The 24,238-nt window shown below is 35.7% G+C and carries 17 protein-coding genes and 2 pseudogenes; 5 read left to right on the forward strand and 14 right to left on the reverse strand.

The genetic code is table 11. The features are described 5' to 3' along the window. Positions 1-191 (forward strand): annotated as a pseudogene (locus tag ACFIMC_RS08520) (hypothetical protein); the annotation flags it as partial. Between the two features lie 1,354 nt (positions 192-1,545). Here ACFIMC_RS08520 and ACFIMC_RS08525 read toward each other — a convergent pair. From ACFIMC_RS08525 to ACFIMC_RS08570, 10 genes and pseudogenes are all read right to left on the reverse strand, one after another. Further along, positions 1,546-2,352, reverse strand: a pseudogene (locus ACFIMC_RS08525) (DEAD/DEAH box helicase family protein); the annotation flags it as partial. A 22-nt stretch (positions 2,353-2,374) separates the two neighbouring features. Then, entirely contained in the window at positions 2,375-3,268 is an 894-nt protein-coding gene (locus ACFIMC_RS08530; RefSeq protein WP_375680897.1) for a DNA methyltransferase, read from the reverse strand. Positions 3,269-3,272: 4 nt separating this feature from the next. Next, positions 3,273-3,851 (reverse strand): site-specific DNA-methyltransferase, encoded by a 579-nt coding sequence (locus ACFIMC_RS08535; protein ID WP_375680898.1) that lies wholly within the window; start codon positions 3,849-3,851, stop codon positions 3,273-3,275. Positions 3,852-3,887: 36 nt separating this feature from the next. Continuing rightward, entirely contained in the window at positions 3,888-4,016 is a 129-nt protein-coding gene (locus ACFIMC_RS08540; protein ID WP_375672021.1) for a hypothetical protein, read from the reverse strand. Positions 4,017-4,099: 83 nt separating this feature from the next. Next, positions 4,100-4,501 carry an SUF system Fe-S cluster assembly protein gene (locus ACFIMC_RS08545; protein ID WP_273787976.1) on the reverse strand — a complete coding sequence of 134 codons (402 nt, stop codon included), beginning with the start codon at positions 4,499-4,501 and terminating at the stop codon, positions 4,100-4,102. Further along, positions 4,494-5,738, reverse strand: coding sequence for a cysteine desulfurase (locus ACFIMC_RS08550; RefSeq protein ID WP_375618154.1), 1,245 nt, complete (start codon positions 5,736-5,738; stop codon positions 4,494-4,496). Before ACFIMC_RS08550 ends, ACFIMC_RS08545 begins: the two co-directional genes overlap by 8 nt. 10 nt (positions 5,739-5,748) lie before the next feature. Then, complete coding sequence (gene sufD / locus ACFIMC_RS08555; RefSeq protein ID WP_375672030.1) at positions 5,749-7,011, reverse strand: Fe-S cluster assembly protein SufD; 1,263 nt, start codon at positions 7,009-7,011, stop codon at positions 5,749-5,751. Positions 7,012-7,022: 11 nt separating this feature from the next. Beyond that, complete coding sequence (sufC, locus tag ACFIMC_RS08560; RefSeq protein WP_375672022.1) at positions 7,023-7,778, reverse strand: Fe-S cluster assembly ATPase SufC; 756 nt, start codon at positions 7,776-7,778, stop codon at positions 7,023-7,025. 158 nt (positions 7,779-7,936) lie between these two features. Next, positions 7,937-9,448, reverse strand: a complete 1,512-nt coding sequence (gene sufB, locus ACFIMC_RS08565; protein ID WP_375672023.1) for a Fe-S cluster assembly protein SufB — start codon at positions 9,446-9,448, stop codon at positions 7,937-7,939. Between the two features lie 139 nt (positions 9,449-9,587). Next, positions 9,588-10,763: a cysteine desulfurase family protein gene (locus ACFIMC_RS08570; protein ID WP_375628096.1), complete on the reverse strand. Its 1,176-nt coding sequence runs from the start codon at positions 10,761-10,763 to the stop codon at positions 9,588-9,590. Between the two features lie 160 nt (positions 10,764-10,923). On the opposite strand from ACFIMC_RS08570, the gene ACFIMC_RS08575 reads away from it, so the two are divergent. From ACFIMC_RS08575 to ACFIMC_RS08585, 3 genes are all read left to right on the forward strand, one after another. Then, positions 10,924-11,604, forward strand: coding sequence for an alpha/beta hydrolase (locus ACFIMC_RS08575; protein ID WP_375613441.1), 681 nt, complete (start codon positions 10,924-10,926; stop codon positions 11,602-11,604). A 322-nt stretch (positions 11,605-11,926) separates the two neighbouring features. Then, complete coding sequence (gene tyrS / locus ACFIMC_RS08580; RefSeq protein ID WP_375638395.1) at positions 11,927-13,180, forward strand: tyrosine--tRNA ligase; 1,254 nt, start codon at positions 11,927-11,929, stop codon at positions 13,178-13,180. A gap of 190 nt (positions 13,181-13,370) precedes the next feature. Further along, positions 13,371-13,856 (forward strand): peroxiredoxin, encoded by a 486-nt coding sequence (locus ACFIMC_RS08585; protein ID WP_375611894.1) that lies wholly within the window; start codon positions 13,371-13,373, stop codon positions 13,854-13,856. Between the two features lie 338 nt (positions 13,857-14,194). On the opposite strand, the gene prfB is transcribed toward ACFIMC_RS08585, so the two are convergent. The 3 genes from prfB to ACFIMC_RS08600 all read right to left on the reverse strand — a co-directional run bounded on the left by prfB (position 14,195) and on the right by ACFIMC_RS08600 (position 19,357). After that, positions 14,195-15,323, reverse strand: a protein-coding gene (prfB, locus tag ACFIMC_RS08590; RefSeq protein WP_375611893.1) for a peptide chain release factor 2 whose coding sequence is annotated in 2 segments (ribosomal slippage) — positions 14,195-15,253 and positions 15,255-15,323 — 1,128 coding nt in all. Because the reading frame shifts where the segments join, the coding sequence is not laid out codon by codon here. A gap of 170 nt (positions 15,324-15,493) precedes the next feature. Continuing rightward, positions 15,494-17,959, reverse strand: coding sequence for a penicillin-binding protein 1A (locus ACFIMC_RS08595; protein ID WP_375628088.1), 2,466 nt, complete (start codon positions 17,957-17,959; stop codon positions 15,494-15,496). Positions 17,960-18,127: 168 nt separating this feature from the next. Beyond that, the gene (locus ACFIMC_RS08600; RefSeq protein ID WP_375628086.1) at positions 18,128-19,357 is read right to left on the reverse strand and encodes an N-acetylmuramoyl-L-alanine amidase; all 1,230 of its coding nucleotides are present in this window, start codon (positions 19,355-19,357) and stop codon (positions 18,128-18,130) included. Positions 19,358-19,944: 587 nt separating this feature from the next. On the opposite strand from ACFIMC_RS08600, the gene ACFIMC_RS08605 reads away from it, so the two are divergent. Then, positions 19,945-22,575 (forward strand): ribonuclease E/G, encoded by a 2,631-nt coding sequence (locus tag ACFIMC_RS08605; RefSeq protein WP_375672024.1) that lies wholly within the window; start codon positions 19,945-19,947, stop codon positions 22,573-22,575. Positions 22,576-22,663: 88 nt separating this feature from the next. Here ACFIMC_RS08605 and ACFIMC_RS08610 read toward each other — a convergent pair whose 3' ends face one another. Next, a complete protein-coding gene (locus tag ACFIMC_RS08610) occupies positions 22,664-23,275 on the reverse strand; it encodes an invasion associated locus B family protein (RefSeq protein WP_273791265.1) in 612 nt (203 codons plus the stop codon). Positions 23,276-24,238 lie beyond the last annotated feature (963 nt).

Raw genomic sequence — 24,238 nt, forward strand, 5'->3', positions numbered from 1 at the left:
GTGTGAGTGGCTCTTGTGAGATTTATGGCTCTGTTTATGGCAATGCTAAAATCTCATATTGTGCAACGATCTGGGGGCGTGTTTATGGCAATGCAAAAATCAATAAAAAAAGCAAAGTAAGGTTGGTTCCAAAAAATTGTGAGGTGTATGAAAGGGATAATGTTGTCAATATAACTGATAAAACAGAATAAAGAACGGCGTGGGGGGCGTGCCTTCTTTATGGTGTATAAACGCATATAAAATGCATTGCTATAAACATATCATAAAAGAGAGAGTAACATAAAAAAAGCCGTGTCGAAAGTGATATGACGCGGCTTTCAAATAACGATTATAATGANCTTTAACAATCCAATCAAAAGCAAATGCATATTAAGTGAATGTCTTGTAAAAACGTTCTTTTTAGCTCGCAAGCATTGGTTTTCAAAAGCAGCTTTTCATAAGATAAATAAACAAACGCTTTTATAAAGTGTAAGGTTTTTAAGATTTTGCTCTGCTGTGAAATATAGATCTTAGTTTTTCATAAATGAAACGTTCTTAAGAGCAAAAGATAACTAAGTTATAACTGTAATAAAAAAAAGTTTTAACGTTTCTTATAAAGATCTCATTTTATGTTTCAAACGTTTAAACGTGCATTTAAAGAGGTTCTCATAAGCGTATTTGTACTTTTCATTAAAACCTAATTTCTTTAAATATTAGCCGGTCCATTTTGGGGATGTTATCTTAGAATAGAGCATTCTTAAATATTACAGCTTTTGACTCAAAATTGAGTAAAAACCCATACCTTATGATGTTACAATGGTTTTGAAGTTTGTTTGCTTATCTTTGTCTTAATAGCTGCCCCCAAATTTGGAAAGAGCTCTTTTGGTTTCGTATTTTTAAACTATAACTTTTAAAACGTTTTTAGTACCAAATCTAAAGTAGATAGTAATTCTACTGCCATGGCATTATTTGCCTCCATTTTTTTGTGGAAGCGAATAGTTCCGTTCTTAAAGACTAGCCTGCAATCTATTCATTAAAAGGCCTTTTCATTTCATGAGATATAGCGTTTTGAATTTCATGACCTTTATTTCTACCTCGGTAAAAAATACCGTGGTTATAAAATCGATCTTGTCTTTAAATCTTTTTATGCAATCTTTATAAACTAAACCTATAAGCTTATGACCGTTTCAAACGATTATTCCTTTGAAGGTTTAGCTCAAAAAAGAGCAAAACTCATACCATTTTTTAAACCTATACAATTTATGTTATCGATATTTTCAAACGACTAAATTTTTAAACAATGTGATTTGTGCTGTGATAAAAACATATCATAAAATTTATAAACTGTTATGAATGATAGCTGCTTTTCATTTTATTTGAATACACCCATGCGTTATAATATTTGTATCATGATTTGCTTTTTATGGTCTATTCATACATGGCAATCTTATATAAAAAATGATCAAATGAATCACGTATAAAAAGATGGATTCTTGAGTGGATTCATATAAAATAATTGCAAACAACCTATTGACTTTATTGTATTTTTTGTATAATGTGAATTCTAGCCTCTGCAAGTGAATAACTATAGACAACATTTTTAAAATCTACGGGTTTTGCACCTATTGTTTTTGGTGTCGCTGTAAGCTCTATTCCTAAAACAGGTTTTAACTCATTAATTGCTGCCGCACCAGCAGAAGCTCGATAACGATGTGCTTCATCCATTAACAAAACTAAATCAGGAAGATTTGCGAGATAATCAAAATAACTTTCACCAATCGTTTCTTGTAAGCGTTTAATTCGCGGAATACTAGATTTTAGTGCGCCTTTTTTATTATCCGTTGTATTAATTTTAGAAATATTAAAAATATTGATAAAGGCCGTATCTCTATTCTCAAACAAACGCTTTTGTCCTTGAATATGGTGTTCATCAACGCGAATACCTTTACCACTTTCATAATCTTCACCTGTAATAATAACGGGTCTATTGGCAATAAATTCACTCATTCCACTGAAAACATACTTCGGACTTTGGGGACTAAAATCCTGTTTTAACTTTTCATAAATAGTCAAATTTGGCGCTAAAACAAAAAAATGGCGACTATGACCTGTTAAATAAAGATAGCTGATAAAAGCCCCCATAAGTCGCGTTTTCCCAACACCCGTTGCTAAGGCAAAACAAAAAGAGGGAAAATTTCGTTCAAAATCTTGTACAGAAGGATAAAGATTTTTTATCACTTCTAACTCTGCAACCAAATCAGCATTTTTAGAAAGCTCTATATTTTCTAAGATTTTTACCAAAATATTTAAAGATTCACGTTGAGGATCACGCAACGATAAGCGAGCAGAAATCCTTTGTTCAACAGTGTTCATGAAAAACTCCGCTTTTTATATATTATTCAAATAGATCTAATTCTGCTTGCGCAATATCTTTATTTTTGCTGTTTTCTTTTACCACAATCACTGGTTCAAGATTGGCTACATTTAAACTGTAATCGTCCCTTCCCCATTCGCATTTTTCTAATATTGCACGGGGGATTTTAGTGAGTGTCAGATTTTCAAAGGATGCTGATTTTGTATCAAAGGCTGTACCACAAATCAGCAACGTGCGATGAGAGCCTACCTCTTCACTCATTATACGGAGTTGTTCATGGGTCATAGCGCTTGTTGTGACATAAATATAATCTGTTTCGGTTGAATACCCTTGCATCCAATAATGATTTTCATCAGGTGCATAGGTAAATCCCATATGTTTGCACATTGCTTCTGAAAGCATCGCAGCATTATATTCGCGACTAATAATCCATTGTCCCCATGGATCCTTTTGCAACAGAGAAGGTGCAAGGCGATAATAACGGAATCCACCGCCACCTTGCCAATTGACACTTTTGGAAATTCCCCCTTGATCAGTTCCATCAATGACTTGTTTTAAACGAGGGATAATGTGGGTGTGACAATGCTCACCAAGTTCAATCATAATCCACTTCCTTCCCATTTTATGGGCAACAGCACCGGTTGTGCCAGAACCAGCAAAAGAATCCAGTACAAGATCACTGGGATTAGTGGCAAGTTGAATAATGCGTTCCATTAAACGTTCCGGTTTAGGAGTTGTAAAGACACTATCAGAATTGAAGACTTTGGCTTCTTTTTTTGCATCTTGATTATGGCCAACTTCCTGATAAGGCCAAATGGTCATTGAAACCATGCCATTTTTTACTTCTGATAAAAAACGCTTCAAAGAAGGAACATTGCTTCCTGTGGGGCCAAACCAAATACGATTATCATTCAATAATTCAAAGAATTTTTTTTTTATTCATAGCCCAACTTCTACCATTAGGAGGCATTACCTTGCGTCCAGAAGGTGTGATGATTTCATAAATATCCTTAGGTGTTACTCTTTTTACGGATAAATCTCCAGATTTCCAAGGACCGCGAGGATCATTATCAGGATTTTTATAGCGCGCATCCATATCGTTTGAACGAGGAAGCAATTGAGGGCGCCAAATCGTTTTATCTTTGGCATAAACCATTATAAAATCATGATTATCAGAAAGCCATTTTGTATCATTTTGTGGAGCATATTTCTTTTGCCAAATAATATTGTTGATGAAATTTTGGCGACCAAAAATTTCATCCATCATCACTTTTAGATAGGCTTGTTCATCATCATCAATGGAAATCCAAATACTTCCATCTTCCGCCAGTAAACGATGTAACAATTCTAGCCTATCTCTCATAAGACTTAGCCATATGGAATGCTCTAAACCATCTTCATAATGTTCAAAAGCATTGCCTGTATTATAAGGCGGATCGATATAGATACATTTTACCTTTCCCATATATTCTTGTTCAAGCGCTTTGAGTGCGAGCAAATTGTCACCAAAAATAAGTTTATTATCAAAAATATCCTAGGATGATATTCGATGCGAAGCGTGATAAGATTTTTCAAGATCTTCTAATAAGATACGAGGCTCTAGTTTTGGGCGTTTTTCTTTTCCAATCCAAGTGAGTTCTAGTTTTTGTTTATTATAACTCATGCGATCGTCCTTAAATTCAAATGCTTGTGAAAAGTAAACAGCTTATTCATGAATGGCTAAATTAGAGTCTCTTAACAATACTTTTAGTACCATCCGACAGCAATTTGAGCTTCTTCTGACATACAATCAGGTGTCCATGGTGGATCAAAAGTCATAGTGACTTCAACATACGAAACCCCTTCAACTGCACTGACTGCATTTTCTACCCACCCTGGCATTTCACCCGCAACAGGACATCCCGGTGCTGTAAGAGTCATTTCAATTTTTACTGAACGATCATCTTCAATATCAATACGATAAATCAGTCCTAGCTCATAAATATCAGCAGGAATCTCTGGGTCATAAACTGTTTTGAGAGCAGCAATAATATCATTTGTCATACGATCAATTTCGTCTGCTGGAATTGCTGATATGTAAGATTTTTTATTTTCGCTTACAGTTTCAACGGATTCTGTAGAATGACGCTCTTCAATTGATTCAGCCATTAAAAAATGTCCTTGTTTCTTGCAATGCTTCTACTAATTGATCTATATCCTCTTGAGTGTTATACATGGCTAACGATGCGCGGCAAATAGATGTTAGACCAAAGCGCTGTAATAAAGGCTGTGCACAATGAGTTCCCGCACGTATCGCAACCCCTTTTCTATCAATAAACATAGCGATATCATGGGCGTGAATCCCTTCAATTGTAAATGATATAATAGCTCCTTTATTGGGAGAATGACCATAAATACGCAATGACTCAACCATTTTAAGTTTTTCCTGCGCATAAGCTAAAAGGGATCTCTCATGGGCATGAATCGTGCTACGACCTTTCTCTTGTATATAATCAATAGCCGCAGTTAATCCAATAGCTTCAACGATAGGAGGAGTGCCTGCTTCAAAACGGTAAGGAGGAGCATTATAAAAAACCTTATCGGTTGTTACCTCCTCGATCATTTCCCCTCCCCCTTGAAAAGGACGCATTTCTTCTAACCTATCTTCTTTACCATACAAAACACCAATACCAGTGGGTCCATAAAGCTTATGACCTGTAAAGACATACCAATCACAATCGAGATCTTGCACATCAACGGTTAAATGTACTGCTCCTTGAGAACCATCAACAAGAACCGGAATAGAATTTTGATGTGCTAGTTTAATAATCTCTTTAACAGGAGGCACAGTTCCTAATATATTGGACATATGCGTTATAGCAACAAGCCGCGTTTTTTCGCTTAAAGCCTTTTGGAAATCTTCAATGTGCAGAACACCATTTTCATCGACAGGAACAAAAATAAGTTTAACACCTTTTTGTTCACGGAGAAAATGCCAAGGAATAATATTTGAATGATGTTCCATGATCGTTAGAACAATCTCATCACCTTCCTTGAGTTTTGGCATCGCCCAACCATAAGCAACAGTATTAATAGCTTCTGTTGCATTTTTCGTAAAAACAATTTCTTCAGCTTTTTGAGCATTTAGAAAAACACGAACGGTTTCACGAGAATTTTCATAGGATTGTGTTGCTATATTGGCTAAAAAATACATTCCCCTATGCACATTAGCATAACTATAGTGATAATAATTATTCATTGCATTGAGTACTGACATTGGTTTTTGGGCAGAAGCACTACTATCAAGATATGCTAATCGCTTTCCATAAACTTGATGGTGCAAAATAGGAAAATCACGCCGAATTTCTTCGACATTATAAGTAAATGTTTGTACGTTATTTTCCATTTTTTCTACCTTAAACATTTTTTTCAAGCCATTTACTAATGATATTCTCCAAAACGATTTGAATATTATCTTGCTTGATGTCATCAATGAGCTCAGAGATAAATCCTTTAATCAAAAGTGCTCGCGCCGTTTTAAATGGGATACCACGTGTCATAAGATAAAAAAGATAATCATGATTAATATTAGCAACTGTTGCACCATGACCACATGCAACATCATCAGCAAAAATCTCCAGTTCAGGCTTTGCATTAAATTCTGCATCATCTGAAAGAATAAGGCTATTACAAGCCATGCGTGCATCTGTTTTTTGCGCTTTTTGAGAAACACGTATTATTCCTTGGAAAACACCAACAGCCTTATCCGTAACCACATTGCGTATAATTTCGGTTGATGTTGATTTTTCTTCCACGTGACGAACAGTCATTGTAAGATCACTATGTGTTTGTCCTGATAATAAATTTATGACGCGTAATTGAAAATCAGATTCTTCTCCCTGTAATTCAATATCGATTTCTTGGCGATTTAATTGACTCCCTATATTAATGACATAAAGTGATAACTTCGCTCTTTGATCAAGAACAGCACAAAATCGACCAAATTGTGTAGAATTAAAATCACGATTGCGAATGAGAATCCACGTAACATCACTATCAGCAGCAACATTTAATGAAAATATTGAACTGACAAAGGTATCTTTATCATTGCCAACCTGATGTTCAATAAACATAACTTGACTATTTTTATCAACTTTTATATCCGAAAAAATATGAGATTGTCCCCCCATTTGTATATTTTGTAATTCAATGGGGATATTTAACTTTGTATTTTCAGGGATGTAAAAAAGCCAACCATCTGTAACAAAAGCTGTATTTAACTGTCCAATAAAATCTTCATCAGAAATGTTTTGATTTATCTGTACAGAATTATCTTCTAATGCGTCTGAAAGGCGTTTTACTGCAATGTTGTCTACCTTTGACTCTATCGATGTTTTTCCATTGTTTATGGAGAAAACAGCACTTTCTGAAAGCAATGCATCAACCAATTGATTGTCTTGAACTTTTGAAAAATTGCTAATAGACTTCAGTAAGGTACGTAGATTGGTATAATGCCAACTTTCGATTTTACGGGAAGGAAGCCGTGTCATTTGAAACTGCTCAATAGTTTTCTTGCGGATTTCCTGTACAGCTTTATCACCAGGTAAGTGGTTTACATACTGATTGAAATTACTGAGTATATTTTCTTCAACCGCTAACAAGTTTTGCTGTGCATTCATATTTAATAACCTCAAATCGCTTCCCTAATAAGATCAGCATACCCATTTTGCTCTAAATAAAGCGCTAAGGATTTATCACCGCTTTTGATAATTTGTCCTTTATAAAGAACATGTACCGTATCAGGAATAATATAATTAAGCAGCCGTTGATAATGGGTAATCACCAAAAATGAACGTTTTGAATCCCGAAGTTTATTAACACCATCTGCAACAATTTTTAGTGCATCAATATCTAAACCAGAATCCGTTTCATCTAAAATGCAAAGTGTAGGTTCAAGAAGTGCCATTTGTAAAATTTCAGCGCGTTTTTTTTCTCCACCTGAAAAACCTACATTTAATGGACGCTTTAGCATATCCATATCTATTTCAAGTTTGGCTGAAACTTCTTTAACACATTTTATAAATTCAGGAATTTTAAGTTCTTCGTCACCTCGCGCTTTGCGTTGAGAATTCATCGCAACTTTTAAAAATTCCATTGTTGCTACCCCTGGTATTTCCATTGGATATTGAAATGCAAGAAAAACACCATATGCAGCACGTTCTGCTGGATCCATTTCTAAAAGTGATTGTCCATTATAGAGAATATCTCCTTCTGTTATTTCATAATCATCACGACCAGCAAGCAAATAAGATAAAGTTGATTTTCCGGCTCCATTTTGTCCCATGATAGCGGCAACTTCTCCATCTTGAACTGTCAAGTTTAAACCACGAATAATTTCTGTATCGGTTTCAGCAATACGGGCGTGCAAATTTTTGATCTCTAACATAATTAATCCTGTTTTGGCTGTTTTTCAGATATCAATGCGTATTATTTTACCTTAGCATCCATCTACTTTTGTAATTACCATAGAGGTCATTTTTAGCATTATATGCTACCGTTACAGCCTTTTTACATAAAGTCTTCTATTTATCTAATTAAATAAAATTATCCAACACTACCTTCAAGGCTAATACTAATAAGCTTTTGTGCTTCGACAGCAAATTCCATAGGAAGTTTTTGAATGACCTCTTTTACAAAACCATTTACAATTAATGCGATAGCTTCTTCTTCGGGAATTCCTCTTTGCATAACATAAAAAAGTTGGTCATCAGAAATTTTTGATGTTGTGGCTTCATGTTCAAACTGAGCTGTTGCATTTTTTGCTTCAATATAAGGAACTGTATGCGCACCACAATCATTTCCGATTAACAAACTATCACATTGCGTAAAGTTACGCGCATTTTGTGCTTTTCGATGCGCTGTGACTTGTCCTCGATAAGTGTTATTTGAAAAACCTGCAGAAATACCTTTGGAAATAATGCGACTGGATGTATTCTTTCCCAAATGAATCATTTTTGTACCAGAATCAATTTGTTGATAACCGTTTGCAACAGCAATAGAATAAAATTCTCCACGCGCATTATCACCACGGAGTAAGCAGGATGGATATTTCCAAGTAATCGCAGAACCGGTTTCAACTTGTGTCCATGAAATTTTAGAGCTATCACCTCGACAATCTCCACGCTTCGTCACAAAATTATAAATACCGCCCTTTCCATCTTTATCGCCAGGATACCAGTTTTGTACTGTAGAATATTTAATCTCTGCATTTTCAAGGGCAATAAGCTCAACAACAGCAGCATGAAGTTGGTTTTCATCACGTTGGGGTGCTGTACACCCTTCAAGATAAGAAACATAGGAATCTTCAGCGGCGATAATCAATGTTCGTTCAAATTGGCCAGTGTTGCGTTCATTAATCCTAAAATAAGTTGAAAGCTCCATAGGACAACGAACCCCTTTAGGAATATAAACAAATGAACCATCTGTAAAGACAGCTGCATTTAAGGCCGCATAATAATTATCACTTATAGGTACAACTGTTCCTAAATATTCTTTAATAAGCTCAGAATGTTCAATAATCGCCTCTGAAATAGAACAAAAAATCACACCAGCACGTGCCAGCTCTTTTTTGAATGTTGTTACAACAGAAACAGAATCAAAGACTGCATCAACAGCCACCTGCCCCGATACAGACATACTGTCATCAAAAGTGGAGGGATCAGACTGTTTTCTTACTCCTGCCAAAATCTCTTGTTCTTTAAGGGGAATGCCAAGTTTTTCGTACGTTGCTAATAACTCAGGATCCACTTCATCCAAAGATTTTGGTCCTGTATGATTTTTGGGAGCAGCATAATAATAAAGCTCCTGAAAATCAATTTTAGGATATTCAAGACGCACCCAATGAGGCTCTTGCATTGTCAGCCAACGGCGGTAAGCTTTTAAGCGCCATGTTAGCATCCATTCAGGCTCATTTTTTTTAGCGGAAATAAATTTGATAATATCCTCATTTAAGCCTTTTGGAGCTTTATCGGTTTCAATATTGGTTTCAAAACCATATTTATATTGGTCAACATCTATTTCACGTACTTGGCGTATCGTTTCTTGTACTGCCGGCATAAATTTTCTCCATTTTTTGGCGTCAAAAACCGGTAACTAAAGTCTTGTTTTTTACAAGATTAAAGTAAGCAAGTTATCTCCTAGGCTATAGGTAAAGCGCAAAAATTTCAATCAAACTTATTTTATTTTTAAAATAATTCTAATTTTTATAACTTTCTGATGATAAATCTTCCCCTTTTTTCCTGCTTATAATTTGAGAAAAAAACGACAGAAAATCATCAATATCTTCAGAAGTTGTGCCACGCCCTAGCGAAATGCGAATGGCACCATTTGGAACATGATACCCCATTGCCTCCAACACTTTGCTTTGTTTTACTTTTCCCGAAGAACAGGCAGAGCCGGATGATAAAGAAAACCCTTCTAAATCAAAAGCAATTTGCATCGTTTCAGCTTTTATATTTTTCACGGTAAAGTAAGTTGTATTTGGCAAACGTTGAACTCTTTTGCCAAAAATCTCAACATTTTTACTTATTTTTTGTAGTCCAGCTTCTAATTTATTGCGTAAATATATTAACTGTTTTATTTCCTCCTGTGTGAAGCAATCAGTCATTGCTGCCCCAAAAGCAGCAATAAGGGGCAATGCTTCTGTTCCTCCACGGAGACCTTTTTCTTGTCCTCCTCCAATAATAAGAGGGTGTGGCATGAGAAGATTACCACATGAAACAAAAGCACCAATTCCTTTAGGACCGCCAATTTTATGGGCAGACAGTATAAAAAAGTCTCCTCCTAACTGATGAATATCCACAAAATTTTTATCTACATATTGTGTCAAATCAACTATAAGAGTGCCTCCTAAATCCCGAACAATAGCGGCGATTTCTGTTAACGGTTGAATAACACCCGTTTCACTATTTGCAGCTTGAATAGCAACAAGAGGTAAACCTTTTGTTTTATCGTGAACCGTTAAGAGTGATGTTAATTTATCTTGTTGTATGAGCCCATCTTGATCAACATCAATGACGCTTATCAATTCTTTAGAAAAACGTCCTCCCTCTGCAACAGAGGGATGTTCAGTCGCTCCAAGGTAAAGATGAGAAAATTTAACTTTTGCTTTCCCCATATTGTAAAAAGGTGTTAACAAAGTCATTGCGGCTTCACTCGCACCAGAGGTAAATACCACGTGATCTGGATCTGTTTTAAGATTTTCAGCGATTTGCCGACGGGACTTTTGCAACAAAGTTTTAGCGGCACGCCCTTCCTTATGAACCGATGATGGATTACCAAATATCTCTAAAGATTCCAGTAACGCTATCCGTGCCACTTTTTTGAGCGGTGTTGTTGCGTTATGATCAAAATATCGGCGTTTTATAACCATTTTACATCGCAATCATTAATCTTATGAATTGATTGAAAAAATAGCGCATTTTTCTTGAAAAGTGCACTAAAAAAAGAATATCTAATAATTATTTAAGAGATTCTATGGTAAAAGTCGACCAAGGTCAAAGAGAGCCTTTTATTGCATTAAGGAGCATTTTATGCCAGAAATTATTTTTAACGGTCCCGCGGGTCGGCTCGAAGGGCGTTATCAACCTTCACAACAAAAAAATGCACCCATTGCGATCATTTTGCATCCTCATCCCCAATTTGGTGGAACTATGAATCATAAAATTGTCTATGACCTCTTTTATATGTTCCAACAACGTGGCTTTACAACTTTACGTTTTAACTTTCGTGGTATTGGTCGTAGTCAGGGTGAATTTGATTATGGAATAGGAGAACTTTCAGATGCTGCTGCTGCTCTCGATTGGGTGCAGACACAACATCCAGACTCTAAAAATTGTTGGGTAGCAGGATACTCATTTGGAGCATGGATTGGTATGCAGCTTTTAATGCGCCGACCGGAAATTGAGGGATTTATCTCAGTTGCCCCTCAGCCTAATGTTTATGACTTTTCATTTCTTGCACCTTGTCCCTCTTCTGGACTTATCATTCATGGCGGTATCGATAAAGTTGCCCCTCCAAAAGATGTTCAAATACTTGTCGATAAATTAAAAACACAAAAAGGTATCATCATTACACAAGAAATATTGGAAGAGGCTAATCACTTTTTCAGTGGATGTCATGAAAAACTTATTGAACGATGTGCCCACTATTTGGATAACCATATCTCCAATGAACTTCTCGCTCCTCCTCCTGAAATACTTTCACTAACTTAGGAAAATACGATAGATTTATAAAAAATTAGCAAAAATCGTCTCTGATCATAACAAAGTAATTTTTTTAGTCTGCATTTAAAATTTTTCTAAATTTTATTTCAGGATAGAAATGAGAATAACAGAACACCTTTTTTCTATTACTAAGAAGTTTCTTTTTTAGCGTAAAAAGGAAATAATACCTGTATTATTATCTTTATACTACCAATATGTCTCTTTCTCTTGTGAGGTGTGCGTCAGTTATGATAGATAACGCATTAATAATTCGTTATATAATCGCCTATTATATACAATAAATGCACTCTTAAATTAGGAAATTAAATCTGTGTTTGCCTTTAAATCTGATTTTTTACACATTATGAGCGAACGTGGTTTTATCCACCAAATTTCAGATGAAAAAGGCTTAGATGATCTTTTTTCAAAAGAAACTGTAAGCGCTTATACTGGATTTGACCCAACAGCATCGAGTTTACATGCTGGAAGTCTTCTTCAGATTATGATGCTTTATTGGTTACAAAAAACGGGTCATCGCCCCATTGCTTTAATGGGTGGAGGAACCGGATTGATTGGTGATCCTTCTTTCAAAGACGAAGCGCGACGCCTTCTGACACAAGATGATATTGCTGCAAATATTGATGGTATTAAAAAGGTATTTGCTAACTATTTGACATTCGGTGACCGAGAAACCGATGCTTGTATTGTGAATAATGCTGAATGGTTATGCAATTTAAACTACTTAGAATTTTTGCGTGATGTAGGAAAGCATTTTTCTGTCAACCGTATGTTGTCATTTGATTCTGTCAGACTCAGACTTGAGCGTGAGCACTCTTTGTCATTCTTAGAGTTTAATTATATGATTCTGCAAGCTTATGACTTTGTTGAACTTTATAAACGTTATGGGTTGCGTATGCAAATGGGGGGCTCTGATCAGTGGGGCAACATTATTAACGGAATCGAATTAGGACATCGTTTAGGAACACCGCAATTATATGCGTTAACATCACCATTGCTGACAACCTCTTCCGGTGCCAAAATGGGTAAATCATTGAATGGGGCTGTATGGCTAAATGCGGATAAACTTTCACCTTATCAATTTTGGCAATACTGGCGCAATACAGAAGATGCTGATGTAACACGATTTCTAAAGCTCTATACTCCATTGCCGATGGATGAGATTCTTAAACTTTCTCTATTACAAGGAACTGAAATTAACGAAGCAAAAAAAATTCTTGCAACAGAAATTACAGCAATGTTGCATGGACGTGTTCTTGCTGATGCAGCAGCAGAAACGGCTCGCAAGACGTTTGAAGAAAAAACTCTGGGAGAAAATCTTCCAACTGTTGAAATTAATGCCTCAGAATTAAAAAAAGGTGTTGGATTGCTCACTCTTTTAGTACAAGCAGGACTCGCTAGATCGAATAGTGAGGCACGCCGACACGTTCAAGGTGGAGGTGTCCGTGTAAATGATCAAATTATTGAGGATGAAACACATCTTATTATTGAAAGGGATGTCAGTGCAGAAGGAACCATTAAACTTTCTTTTGGTAAGAAAAAACATGTTGTGATGAAACCAGTATAATCTTTTGCTGTTTTGTTTATGTTGTTCACGTCGAGCTTGTTCTTTCAATTCAATCGTTGTGATAGGGCGAATTTTGTTAGGGAAATAAAAGTCTCTTCAAAACGATAAAATTCTAGAGAGTTGAATAGTTCTTTTCTTCTGTGTACTCTGATATTTTATACCTGTTACACAAAAAAGAAAGATGAAAACAATGACAAGACCAATGAAAGGTGCTCTTGCTCCTGATTTTACTTTGCCGCGCGATGGAGGAGAGACAGTGTGTCTTTCTGACTTTAAAGGAAAGCCTGTTGTTTTATATTTTTATCCAAAAGATGACACCAGTGGTTGCACAAGTGAAGCACTTGATTTCACAAAATTAAAGATGAAATTTGATGAAATCGGTGTTGCTGTTATTGGAATCTCTCCAGATAATGTAAAAAAACATGATAAATTTAAAATAAAACATGAACTTGATGTCATCTTGGTTTCTGATGAAGAAAAAACGACCCTCGAAGCTTATGGTGTTTGGGTTGAGAAAAGCATGTATGGACGCAAATATATGGGAGTTGAACGGAGCACTTTTTTAATTGATGCAAATGGAATAATAGTAGAAGAATGGCGCAAAGTAAGCGTATCTGGGCATGCTGAAAATGTTTTAGCTACTGCAACACTTTTATATCATAATGGTAACTTGTAAATTGAGTGTTTGATTTACCTTCAAAAGCAAAAGTTATTCTCCCTAATTGATTTTAGTTTTTCAACGGATTCAATTTTTACAATATATTGATTTATAAGGATAATGAATTGTTTTACATTTATATTAGTCCCCCGAATATCGCAAAATTTTCTGATTTCAGATTCTTCCTATCACTTGCAATATCATAAGCAGAATTAGCGTGTGAGAAAAAGTTGAAGAAAGGAACAAGAAAATCCCCCTTTAAACCTTTAAAGTATCAAAGGCTATATAACATCACAGCATCCATAAAACGAACAGCTTAAGAAAAAATCTACATGGCTTGAAGGAAGGATATGTAATTAACGAATATCCTCAGTTTTTTTGTCTTGTCCATAAATGCGCCGTGCGAGTGCTGCCTCTATAAATGCATCTAAATTACCATTAAGTACGGATTGTGGATCCGTATTTTCAATTCCTGTACGCAAATCTTTGACAAGCTGATAGGGTTGAAGAACATAAGATCTAATTTGATGTCCCCATCCGATTTCTGTTTTAGAAGATTCAGCAGCATTGGTTTCTTCTTCTCTTTTTTTAAGCTCTTCTTCATAAAGCCGTGCACGCAACATCGACCAAGCCGTAGCGCGATTTTTATGTTGAGAACGCTCTGTTTGACATTGAACAACAATACCCGTTTTTATATGTGTGATGCGAACAGCAGAATCTGTTGTGTTAACATGTTGTCCTCCTGCTCCAGATGCACGATATGTATCAATACGCACATCTGCCTCTGAAACATCAACTTCAATATTGTCATCAATAACTGGATAGACCCAAATGCTCGCAAAAGAAGTATGGCGCTTTGCATTCGAATCAAATGGAGAAATCCGTACTAAGCGATGAACGCCTGATTCTGTTTTTAACATTCCATAAGCATTATGCCCTTTTACAAGAATAGTCGCTGACTTTATTCCTGCTTCTTCTCCATCATGAATTTCTAAAATTTCAACCTTCATTTCATGCTGTTCAGCCCATCGCATATACATACGTAAGAGCATAGAAGCCCAATCTTGGCTTTCTGTTCCCCCTGCTCCAGCATGAACTTCTAAATAGGTATCATTCGGATCTGCCTCTCCTGAAAGAAGTACGTCAATTTGCCTTTTATCTATCTCATTTTTAAGATTACGTATTGATCTTTCTGCATCAGCGATAATTTCCACATCACTTTCTTCTTCGCCCATCGCAATAAGCTCAATGCATTCTTCAAGTGTTTTTGTAAATGATAAAAGACCATTGATTGAATCATCAAGACGTTGACGCTCACGCATCATATCCTGTGCTCGTTGTGCATCATCCCATAATGATGGATCTTCCGCTTTTTGATTAAGATATTCAAGACGCTTTAGTGATTGATCCCAGTCAAAGATGCCCCCTTAGCAATTGTATTGCTTTCTGGATTTCATCAACTAATGTTTCTATTTCTGCTCGCATAATTTAACACCGTATTTTTAAAAACTCTTTTTGGTTGTGTCTCTTAGCATTTTATACAAATTTAATAGCTGCTATCAGAAAATGGTACAGTTCTATCACTCTATTTATAGAACCGACATTGTAAAAAAGAGATAAAAACCATGACTCATGGCAAAAGGAGATTTTGTCGATTAATACAGCCCACCTGTCCCACTTTCAAGTGCTTTGTTGACTTGTGGAGAAGTCGTTACTGCAGGAACACCTTCTTGAAAAGAATTTGTACTCCCAATAACTTGATATATATCAGCAGGCCCAGTCCCTGGTTTAAATGCTTCTATAATGACATCTTGATCTCCTCTTTCGGCAAGCATTCCTGTTTTCCGATTAATTGGCATTAAAATCATACCTTTTGGCATCTTAAAGGGAACATCTGGCTTCCCTTTAAGAGCATCTGCCATAAAATCACCAAAAATAGGTGCAGCTAATGAACTTCCTGTTCCATTATATCCTAACGGAGCTGGTTGATCATAACCGACAAAAATACCAACGACAATGTCAGGAGTAAATCCCATAAACCAGACATCCTTAGAGTCATTGGTTGTTCCTGTTTTAGCGGCAATATGTCGATTAAGATAACGTAAACGTGCCGCAGTACCACGCTGAACAACCCCTTCCATCATCGATGTAATTTGATAAGCCGTCATAGGGTCAAGAACTTGATCTCGCTCATCAATCAATGTGGGTTCACTTTGATTATTCCATGAATTCGTATTACAATTTTCGCAAATACGATCATCATGACGATAAATTGTCTTCCCATAACGATCTTGAATTCTGTCTATCAGAGAAGGTTTAATAGAGCGTCCGCCATTGGCAATAACGGAATAAGCTGTAACCATTCGTAATACTGTTGTTTCGCCAGCCCCTAAAGCCATGGGAAGATAAGGCTGCAATTTATCTACGATCCCAAAGCGTTCTGCATATTCAGCGACAAGAGGCATTCCCATATCATTGGCAAGCCGTATTGTCATAAGATTACGAGAACGCTCAATACCATAACGCAACGTTGAAGGTCCTGCAAAGGTACCCCCATAATTTTTGGGTTGCCAAACTTCACCATTATATTGACGAACTTCAATGGGGCCATCTAAAACAACGGATGCTGGTGTATATCCGTTATCAAGAGCTGCTGCATAAACAAAAGGCTTAAAAGCAGACCCCGGTTGGCGATAAGCTTGGGTTGCACGATTGAATTCAGATGCTGCAAAAGAAAATCCTCCCACCATAGCAAGAACGCGCCCTGTATGAGGTTCCATAGCAACAATTGCACCTTCAACCTTTGGAATTTGTTGTAAACGATAAGTGTTGTTTGTATTAGATAGTTTTTCAACAAAAATGACATCCCCAACTTGCAGAACATGAGATAAGCTCTGAACAGTTTTTCGATAACCATTTTCTTTTACAACATGGAGTGCCCATTTTGAATCAGCTTCAGATAAAACAGCAATTTCCCGTTTTTTTGATAATATACCTGAAGCTTCGCGCTGTGGCTGTAAACCAATCTCTACTTTATTGAGATTAGTAGAAAGAACAACAGCTAAACGCCATTCAGGAACATCACTTAGCCCTGTGATATCTGCAAGTTCTGTCCCCCAATCACCTTTCTCATCAATATGCGCATAAGCTCCACGCCATCCTTGCGCATGATCAAATCTAATTAATCCATCGTGCAAAGCACGTCGCGCAATAAGTTGTAAATGCGGATCAAGCGTTGTACGAATGGAAAGCCCACCTTCATAAAGTGTTTTAGCCCCATAGCGATGTATTAAACGACGCCGTACTTCTTCAGTAAAATAATCAGCCGCAAAAACATAGCTATCACTCCCACGTATTGTCGCTCCTAAAGGTTTAGCTTTCGCTTTTTCACCTTGTTCACGCGTTACATATCCATTTGCAATCATCCGGTCTATAACCCAATTACGCCGATCAATAGCACGTTGTGTATTCTTAAATGGATCATAATTTGCTGGTCCTTTTGGAAGAGCAGCCAAATAAGCACATTGTTCTAGCGTCAGGTCATTGACGGATTTATTGAAATAGGTCAATGAAGCAGCAGCTATGCCATAAGTGCCACGACCCAGATAAATTTCATTGAGATAAAGTTCGAGAATATGATCTTTTGAATAAGTTTTCTCAATACGCATTGCTAAAATAGCTTCCTTAAATTTACGTTCTAACGTTGTTTCTGAACTTAAAAGGAAGTTTTTAGCGACTTGTTGCGTTATAGTTGATGCCCCCTCTGGACGTCTTCCAGAACCAATATTACGAATATTATTGATCAAAGCTCGAGAAAGTCCTTCAGGATCTAAACCAAAATGATGATAAAAGTTTTTGTCTTCAGCTGAAATGAAAGCATTTATAACAAGCTTTGGTATTGATTGAATCGGTAAATAGAGGCGATGTTTTGTTGCAAACTCTGCCATAAGACGGCCATCAGAAGCATGGACACGGGTCATTACCGGCGGCTCATAAAGTGAAAGAACTTCATAATCAGGGAGTGCATTTGCTTGACCACTGGTCATAACACCCCACGTTATTGCACCATAAAGTCCAATAGCAATAAAAAAACGAAGAAGATATCTTAAAAAAATCATCATAAAAACGGCTATCGCTTTCTTAAGAATTAATTAAAGAAAAAATACGTTACTTCAAACACACCAAGTGGATATCACCACAAGATTGAGATCAAGAGAAATTGTTTTCTATCTTTTATTTATACCAGGGTACACTAGAAGCCCATATTGATACTCTATTTTCTCATAAATTTAAAGAGGCTGTATCATTTTCTGCCTATAATCAGCAAATTGACGAATAGAATGAGCAATAGAGGCTGCCATTTGTTTTCTCCAATGAGGATCATTTAATAACTTTTCATCCTCTTTATTGGATAAATAACCTATCTCTATCAAGACTGAGGGTATATCTGAAGCTCTTAAAACTTGAAAATTAGCATACCGATGTGGGTTATTAATCAAGTTAATATGATTCTTTGATAAACTTGAAATAACACTATTTGCAAAATTAACCGAAAATGTATGTGTTTCACGTCGTGTAAGATCCATCAAAATATCTGTAACTTCGAGCGTTTCATCTGCAGGCAAACCATCAAGCAAATCAACTTTATTTTCATTTTCAGCTAAAGATTTTGCAATGGCATCAGAGGCTTTATCTGATATGGTATACACTGTGGCACCGCGAAGAGAATGTAGATCAATCGTATCTGCGTGAATAGATATAAAAAGATCAGCATCAAACTCTTGCGCTTTTTTAACTCTTTCACTTAGTCTTAAAAAAATATTGGAATCTCGTGTTAAAGCAACGGTAATATGAGAATCCTTTTGTAATTCGTCTCGCAATGCACGCGCAAAGTCTAAAGTCACATCTTTTTCTAAAATTCCAGTAACACCCCGTGCACCGCCATCAATACCACCATGACCAGGATCAAGAACAACACGGAAATTATATGCTGGCATTAACTGTGTTTTTGTATCAAAATTGCTTCTTTGCTGTTTTTTTAATATCTCATCAAATTTTTCTTGTGTACTTTTACGAATATCAATCAGCAACTGCCATAAACCATTATTTAATTTTTTTACGACATTTTTTTCAACCACAAAAGCCGTTTTACTTGTCAAAATAATGCGTGAAGTCTGTATGTCAGAGAAAGCATAACGCACATCTGAAAGCATAACGGATAATGTATTCCGTTTCTTTAAAGGCGTATTTTGCATCGAAAAGTCAATTGTAGGTAAATTGATAACCAAACGTGCGGGCCTGTCAAAAATCTGTAAACGAACATTTGGTTTTGAATTAAAAACCGCAATAATACGCGTATGAATACTATCACCAATGGTTCGAAAATTAATAAGTCTCAGAGGATCTGCGGCTTGAACACTAGTTTGGAGTAGCAAAAAAGATAATAAAAAGTATGTGACGAGCACAATAACATCCCCATAAGCTGTTTTCAGCTTTTTGGTAAAAAAAACTCTTATCATAAGCAAAATACTCTACATTACCTTTGTAATAATTTATCTTGGTTACATAAAACGATACACCAATTTATTATCTATTTTTCAATAAAAGCTAAATAAACACCTCAAAACGAAATTAAGGTCATAAAGATATTATAATTATACATGATTTACATTGTTACTTGCCAAACGCATGATATCAACATAAAAGAATATTTATGCTTCCTAGCTGATAATAGTCATCTAAATTATCTGTAACTCATATTAAGTTGTCTTTAGAAGTTTTTTGTCTATTATGCGTTGAGACTTTTTTATGGATGAAAAATTTCTATGTTGTAACATTAGGATTGCATTACTTAAGATTCGTTGGTTCGGATATCCGAACTGTTTTAAAGATTATTTTACCGGAGACTTTTAAGAAAATATGAGTCATAAAAAACAGATGGAAATAATGATGAGAAATGGTGTAAATGCAGTCATGCCTTTGCACGTGGTGTTTCGTCCTGTTTTTCTGGTACCTCCCTTTTATGGCAGACAGCCTTTTATGTTTACGAATAGTTATGGCATTCGTTTGAATAAAATTGTGCATGTCGCCTTCAGGATATTAACTTATGTCAAACAAAATGCTTATAGATGCCTCCCATCCGGAGGAAACACGTGTTGTTGTTGTTCACGGCAACAAAATTGAAGAACTTGATTTTGAATCAGAACATAGAAAACAGCTCAAGGGGAATATTTATCTCGCACGTATTACGCGTGTAGAACCGTCTCTCCAAGCGGCTTTTGTTGAATATGGTGGAAACCGACATGGTTTTTTAACATTTTCTGAAATTCATCCTGATTATTATCAAATTCCTATTGCTGATCGCCTTGCTCTTCTTGAAGAAGAAGAAAAAGAAGCTGTAGGAGAAAATTCTGTAGATACCTTTACGGAAGAAGCAACTAAAAATAAAAAACGCTCCAGAAGAACAAAAAAAAGTGAAAAAAACAATGTTATAGCAGCCGATATTGAAAATGATATCACATCTGAAGCGATAATAATTGATAATACAGAAGAAGCATTAAATGCCAATATCTCTTATGATGAGATTGAAATGGTCGGTGCTGAGGACATCCGTGAAGAGCTCCCGATTTATCAAAGAAAACAAGGGCGCCAGTATAAAATTCAAGAAGTCATTAAACGACGTCAAATTTTGTTGGTACAAGTTATCAAAGAAGAGCGTGGTAATAAAGGTGCTGCCCTTACAACATATCTATCTCTAGCTGGTCGTTACTCTGTTCTAATGCCCAACACAGCACGTGGTGGTGGTATTTCACGAAAAATTACGAACGTACAAGACCGTAAGCGTCTTAAAGAAATCGTAAAAGAATTAGCCGTTCCAAAAGGTATGGGCGTTATCTTACGAACCGCTGGTGCCAATAGAACAAAAGCTGAAATTAAACGTGATTATGAATATCTTATGCGGTTATGGGATACTATTCGCACTTTGACACTCGAGTCAACGGCACCATGCCTTGTCCATGAAGAAAGCAATCTCATCAAGCGTTCTATACGAGATCTTTATAATAAGAACATTAGTGAAATTCTTGTCTCTGGAGACCAAGGATATCGTGAAGCGAAAGACTTTATGCGTATGCTCATGCCAAGTCATGCAAAAGTTGTGCAACCTTACCGTGATCCTACGCCCATTTTTGCAAGAAATAATATTGAAATTCAACTTGATAAAATGTTGCAACCACAGGTTTCTTTAAAATCTGGTGGTTATCTTGTTATTAATCAAACAGAAGCACTTGTTGCTATTGACGTAAATTCTGGCCGCTCTACGAAAGAATTCTCTGTCGAAAAGACAGCCTTACAAACTAACCTTGAAGCTGCTGAAGAAGTAGCGCGTCAATTACGCTTGCGTGACCTTGCTGGTTTAATTGTGATTGATTTTATTGATATGCTTGAAGAACGCAATGTGAAGCTGGTCGAAAAAAAATTAAAAGATTGTTTAAAAAACGATCGTGCTCGTATTCAAGTAGGTCATATTTCACACTTCGGCCTTTTAGAAATGAGTCGTCAACGTATTCGCATATCGGTTTTAGAAAGTACGACACAGCCCTGCCCACATTGCGCAGGAACAGGAAATATACGTTCTGAATCATCAATTGCGTTACATGTCATGCGCTCAATTGAAGAATATCTTCTTCATAATTCGCAACATAATATTATCGTGCGCACCCCCGTAGCAACAGCGCTTTATGTATTAAATCATAAACGCAATATTCTTGTTAATTTAGAAGCTCGCTTTAAACTTAATATTAGTATTGAAGCAGATGATAGTATTGGAACACAACATCTTGTTATTTCTAAAGGCTCAATAGCAGAGAGAATTTCTCAATCTTCATTGGAAGATGACAATAAGCAAGAAATTGAAGATTCTGTTTTCATAAAAAGTGAATCTATTGAAAATCCTTCTCCCATTGAAACAAACCAAAAGCGTCGGCGCAAAAATCGTCACGGTGAAATTACTGATCATTCTCTCTCCAACGTTCATAAAAAAGAAGATACCTTAAATGATGATTCTTATCGTCGAGGACGTCGTCGAGGACGTCGTGGTGGTCGACGCAATCAAGATAATAATTTTCATCAGATTCGCGTTCCTTATGCAGAACCAGTAGGAGATTTTGCTAAGCAAGCTTTAGCAGAAATTAAAGCAGCGCATCGCAAACGTCGTGTTTCACCTGTTAAATCTTTTGAACTTGAAGAAACAAAAAATAATACACAAGCTCTAGATATACAACAACAGAGTGAATCTGAAAAAAATGATACAAGTATTAAACCTAAAAAACGTAAAACACGTTCTTCAAAAGTAGTAGAAAATCAACTTTCTTTAGAGAATGATCAAAATATTGCAGAACAAAAATCTCTTGAAGAAAAACCTACAACCAGTCCGGTGCGTAAAACTAAAACAAAAAAAGCAGACAAAGCTATTCATGAGGTAGAAGATAAAGCTCTTGAAAAGAGTAAAAAATCAACACGTGGAACACGTAAAAAATCATCTTCTAAAGAGACAACGCAAATACAAAAAATATTAGAGCAAGAAACTGTAATCGAGATGGAGAAAGTTATCGAAACCTCTCCTTCCCAAATTGAAGAAACAATTAATCAACCCGTTGTTATTTCATCAACGCCTAATGATTCTTCCAAAACTGAACGTATTGGTTGGTGGAAACGCAGAATTCTTTCGAAAAATTAAGGATTAAAAAAACCGCCACAGAAAACTGTGGCGGTTCAAATAAACAATTATAGAAAACGTTTTGACCAACTTTTATGGTGTGGTTTTATTACTTTTGTTTCGCTTTTTCTTGCTCAGCCCGCATACGCTCTTCAATTTCTTTTTGCTTTGATTGAATAGCTTGCTGCAGCTTTATTTGTTCTTGTTGGAAATCTTTTTCCTCCATACCAGGACCGGTATAGGCTGCTGTAAACCCATTAAGAGAAAATTCAATAGGATTAGCTGAACCACGAAAATTAACTGTGGTTACAACCATTTTTGTACCACTTTTCATAGCTGCTATAAGCTTATCATCTAAGACATCATTAGCAATACAACTTGGTCCATTACAAATAATATAAGGAATTTTTTTAGAGAACTCGTCACCAATTTTAATGTGAACACCTTCTGGCAAAAAACGACCTGTAGGTACTTGAATACCTATACGTTTCTCATTTTGCTTCCCTTTTATTTCAACAAGATTAAAAGCCGTTAAAGGTTGTCCCGTATTCGATAATACAGTATTCATTGTATTACAAATATCAACATCATGCTGCTTACTGCAAACTTTGTACCAACCTTGTGATAAAGTTTGCGCATTTGCAGAAATACCAGCTATAAGAAAAAGGGCAGCGGCTCCAACTAATACTGAAACAGCAGAATAAACATTTTTATGCGACATGATTAAGTTAATCCTTTCAACGCGCTCTTAAGTAACTTCAAAAAAATATTAAATATAATTCCAACTTAATTTATTAAATTATAATGAAATAACAATTAATTTTACTATTTTTACTTCAATATAAAAAAAAAAGTCAAATTTAGAGAAAAAATACGACGAGCCATTCTAATTTTTATACACTCATATCATTTCCCCTCTTCATCACATTGGTATTTGATGCAATCTATCCATAAAACACCTCTGTGCATTTAAACTAAGATTACACAAACGAATCAATATTGCAATATTAATTAAAATAAACTCTGATACTACTCTAAAAAATTTACTAATTAAAATTTTTACATTTATTACTCTTCATGTTAAGCTTATAGAACCTTAGCAACAGGTGTTGTAATGCATGAAGCTCCAAAATATCAGATAAATTTTACTGTTTTCCTTATGTGCCTCGTGTGATACACAAAAACAAAATCATCTACGATATTATTGAAACATTTAATGAATTAAAACCACTGATTGTCTAAAATTTCTGCATAATTGTAAGAGAGCTTTTTGCTAATGAACAATTTTCTGCCCTTGTTTACAAAATAATGGTGATACGCTTTTGTAATAAAAATTTTATATTCCATAGCGTTTAACTAAACAGTTTAGTTTAAAAATACGCTACTAAAGAAGTGCTTTTTTCTTAATTAAACAACACATTTTCTTAGGGAGAAAATCTATAACTGCTGAAAATATTTTATTTATAATAAACTTTCTTAAAATATAATAACATATTAATTTATAATAATAATTTATCTTTTTTCTATTTCTATATTGTATGAAAGATCCTAATAGCGCAAACCTCTCTTATATTGAATCAATAAAATTTATCCACTTGTACATCACAAGCGGAGTTAGTTTTATAGATAAAACTACTGAACAAAGGACCCCCCCTATGAATCATCTCACGTGCCCAAAGCCATA

It is taken from the genome of Bartonella sp. AP21QHHD, from assembly GCF_042196205.1.
Lineage (GTDB): Bacteria > Pseudomonadota > Alphaproteobacteria > Rhizobiales > Rhizobiaceae > Bartonella.

Excerpts from the sequence above, each read along its gene's own strand:
- ACFIMC_RS08540 (WP_375672021.1), bottom strand. The coding sequence starts at position 4,016 with ATGAGTTATAATAAACAAAAACTAGAACTCACTTGGATTGGAAAAGAA.
- ACFIMC_RS08545 (WP_273787976.1), bottom strand. The coding sequence starts at position 4,501 with ATGGCTGAATCAATTGAAGAGCGTCATTCTACAGAATCCGTTGAAACT.
- ACFIMC_RS08550 (WP_375618154.1), bottom strand. The coding sequence starts at position 5,738 with ATGGAAAATAACGTACAAACATTTACTTATAATGTCGAAGAAATTCGG.
- sufD (WP_375672030.1), bottom strand. The coding sequence starts at position 7,011 with ATGAATGCACAGCAAAACTTGTTAGCGGTTGAAGAAAATATACTCAGT.
- sufC (WP_375672022.1), bottom strand. The coding sequence starts at position 7,778 with ATGTTAGAGATCAAAAATTTGCACGCCCGTATTGCTGAAACCGATACA.
- sufB (WP_375672023.1), bottom strand. The coding sequence starts at position 9,448 with ATGCCGGCAGTACAAGAAACGATACGCCAAGTACGTGAAATAGATGTT.
- ACFIMC_RS08570 (WP_375628096.1), bottom strand. The coding sequence starts at position 10,763 with ATGGTTATAAAACGCCGATATTTTGATCATAACGCAACAACACCGCTC.
- ACFIMC_RS08575 (WP_375613441.1), top strand. The coding sequence starts at position 10,924 with ATGCCAGAAATTATTTTTAACGGTCCCGCGGGTCGGCTCGAAGGGCGT.
- ACFIMC_RS08585 (WP_375611894.1), top strand. The coding sequence starts at position 13,371 with ATGACAAGACCAATGAAAGGTGCTCTTGCTCCTGATTTTACTTTGCCG.
- ACFIMC_RS08595 (WP_375628088.1), bottom strand. The coding sequence starts at position 17,959 with ATGATGATTTTTTTAAGATATCTTCTTCGTTTTTTTATTGCTATTGGA.
- ACFIMC_RS08600 (WP_375628086.1), bottom strand. The coding sequence starts at position 19,357 with ATGATAAGAGTTTTTTTTACCAAAAAGCTGAAAACAGCTTATGGGGAT.
- ACFIMC_RS08605 (WP_375672024.1), top strand. The coding sequence starts at position 19,945 with ATGTCAAACAAAATGCTTATAGATGCCTCCCATCCGGAGGAAACACGT.
- ACFIMC_RS08610 (WP_273791265.1), bottom strand. The coding sequence starts at position 23,275 with ATGTCGCATAAAAATGTTTATTCTGCTGTTTCAGTATTAGTTGGAGCC.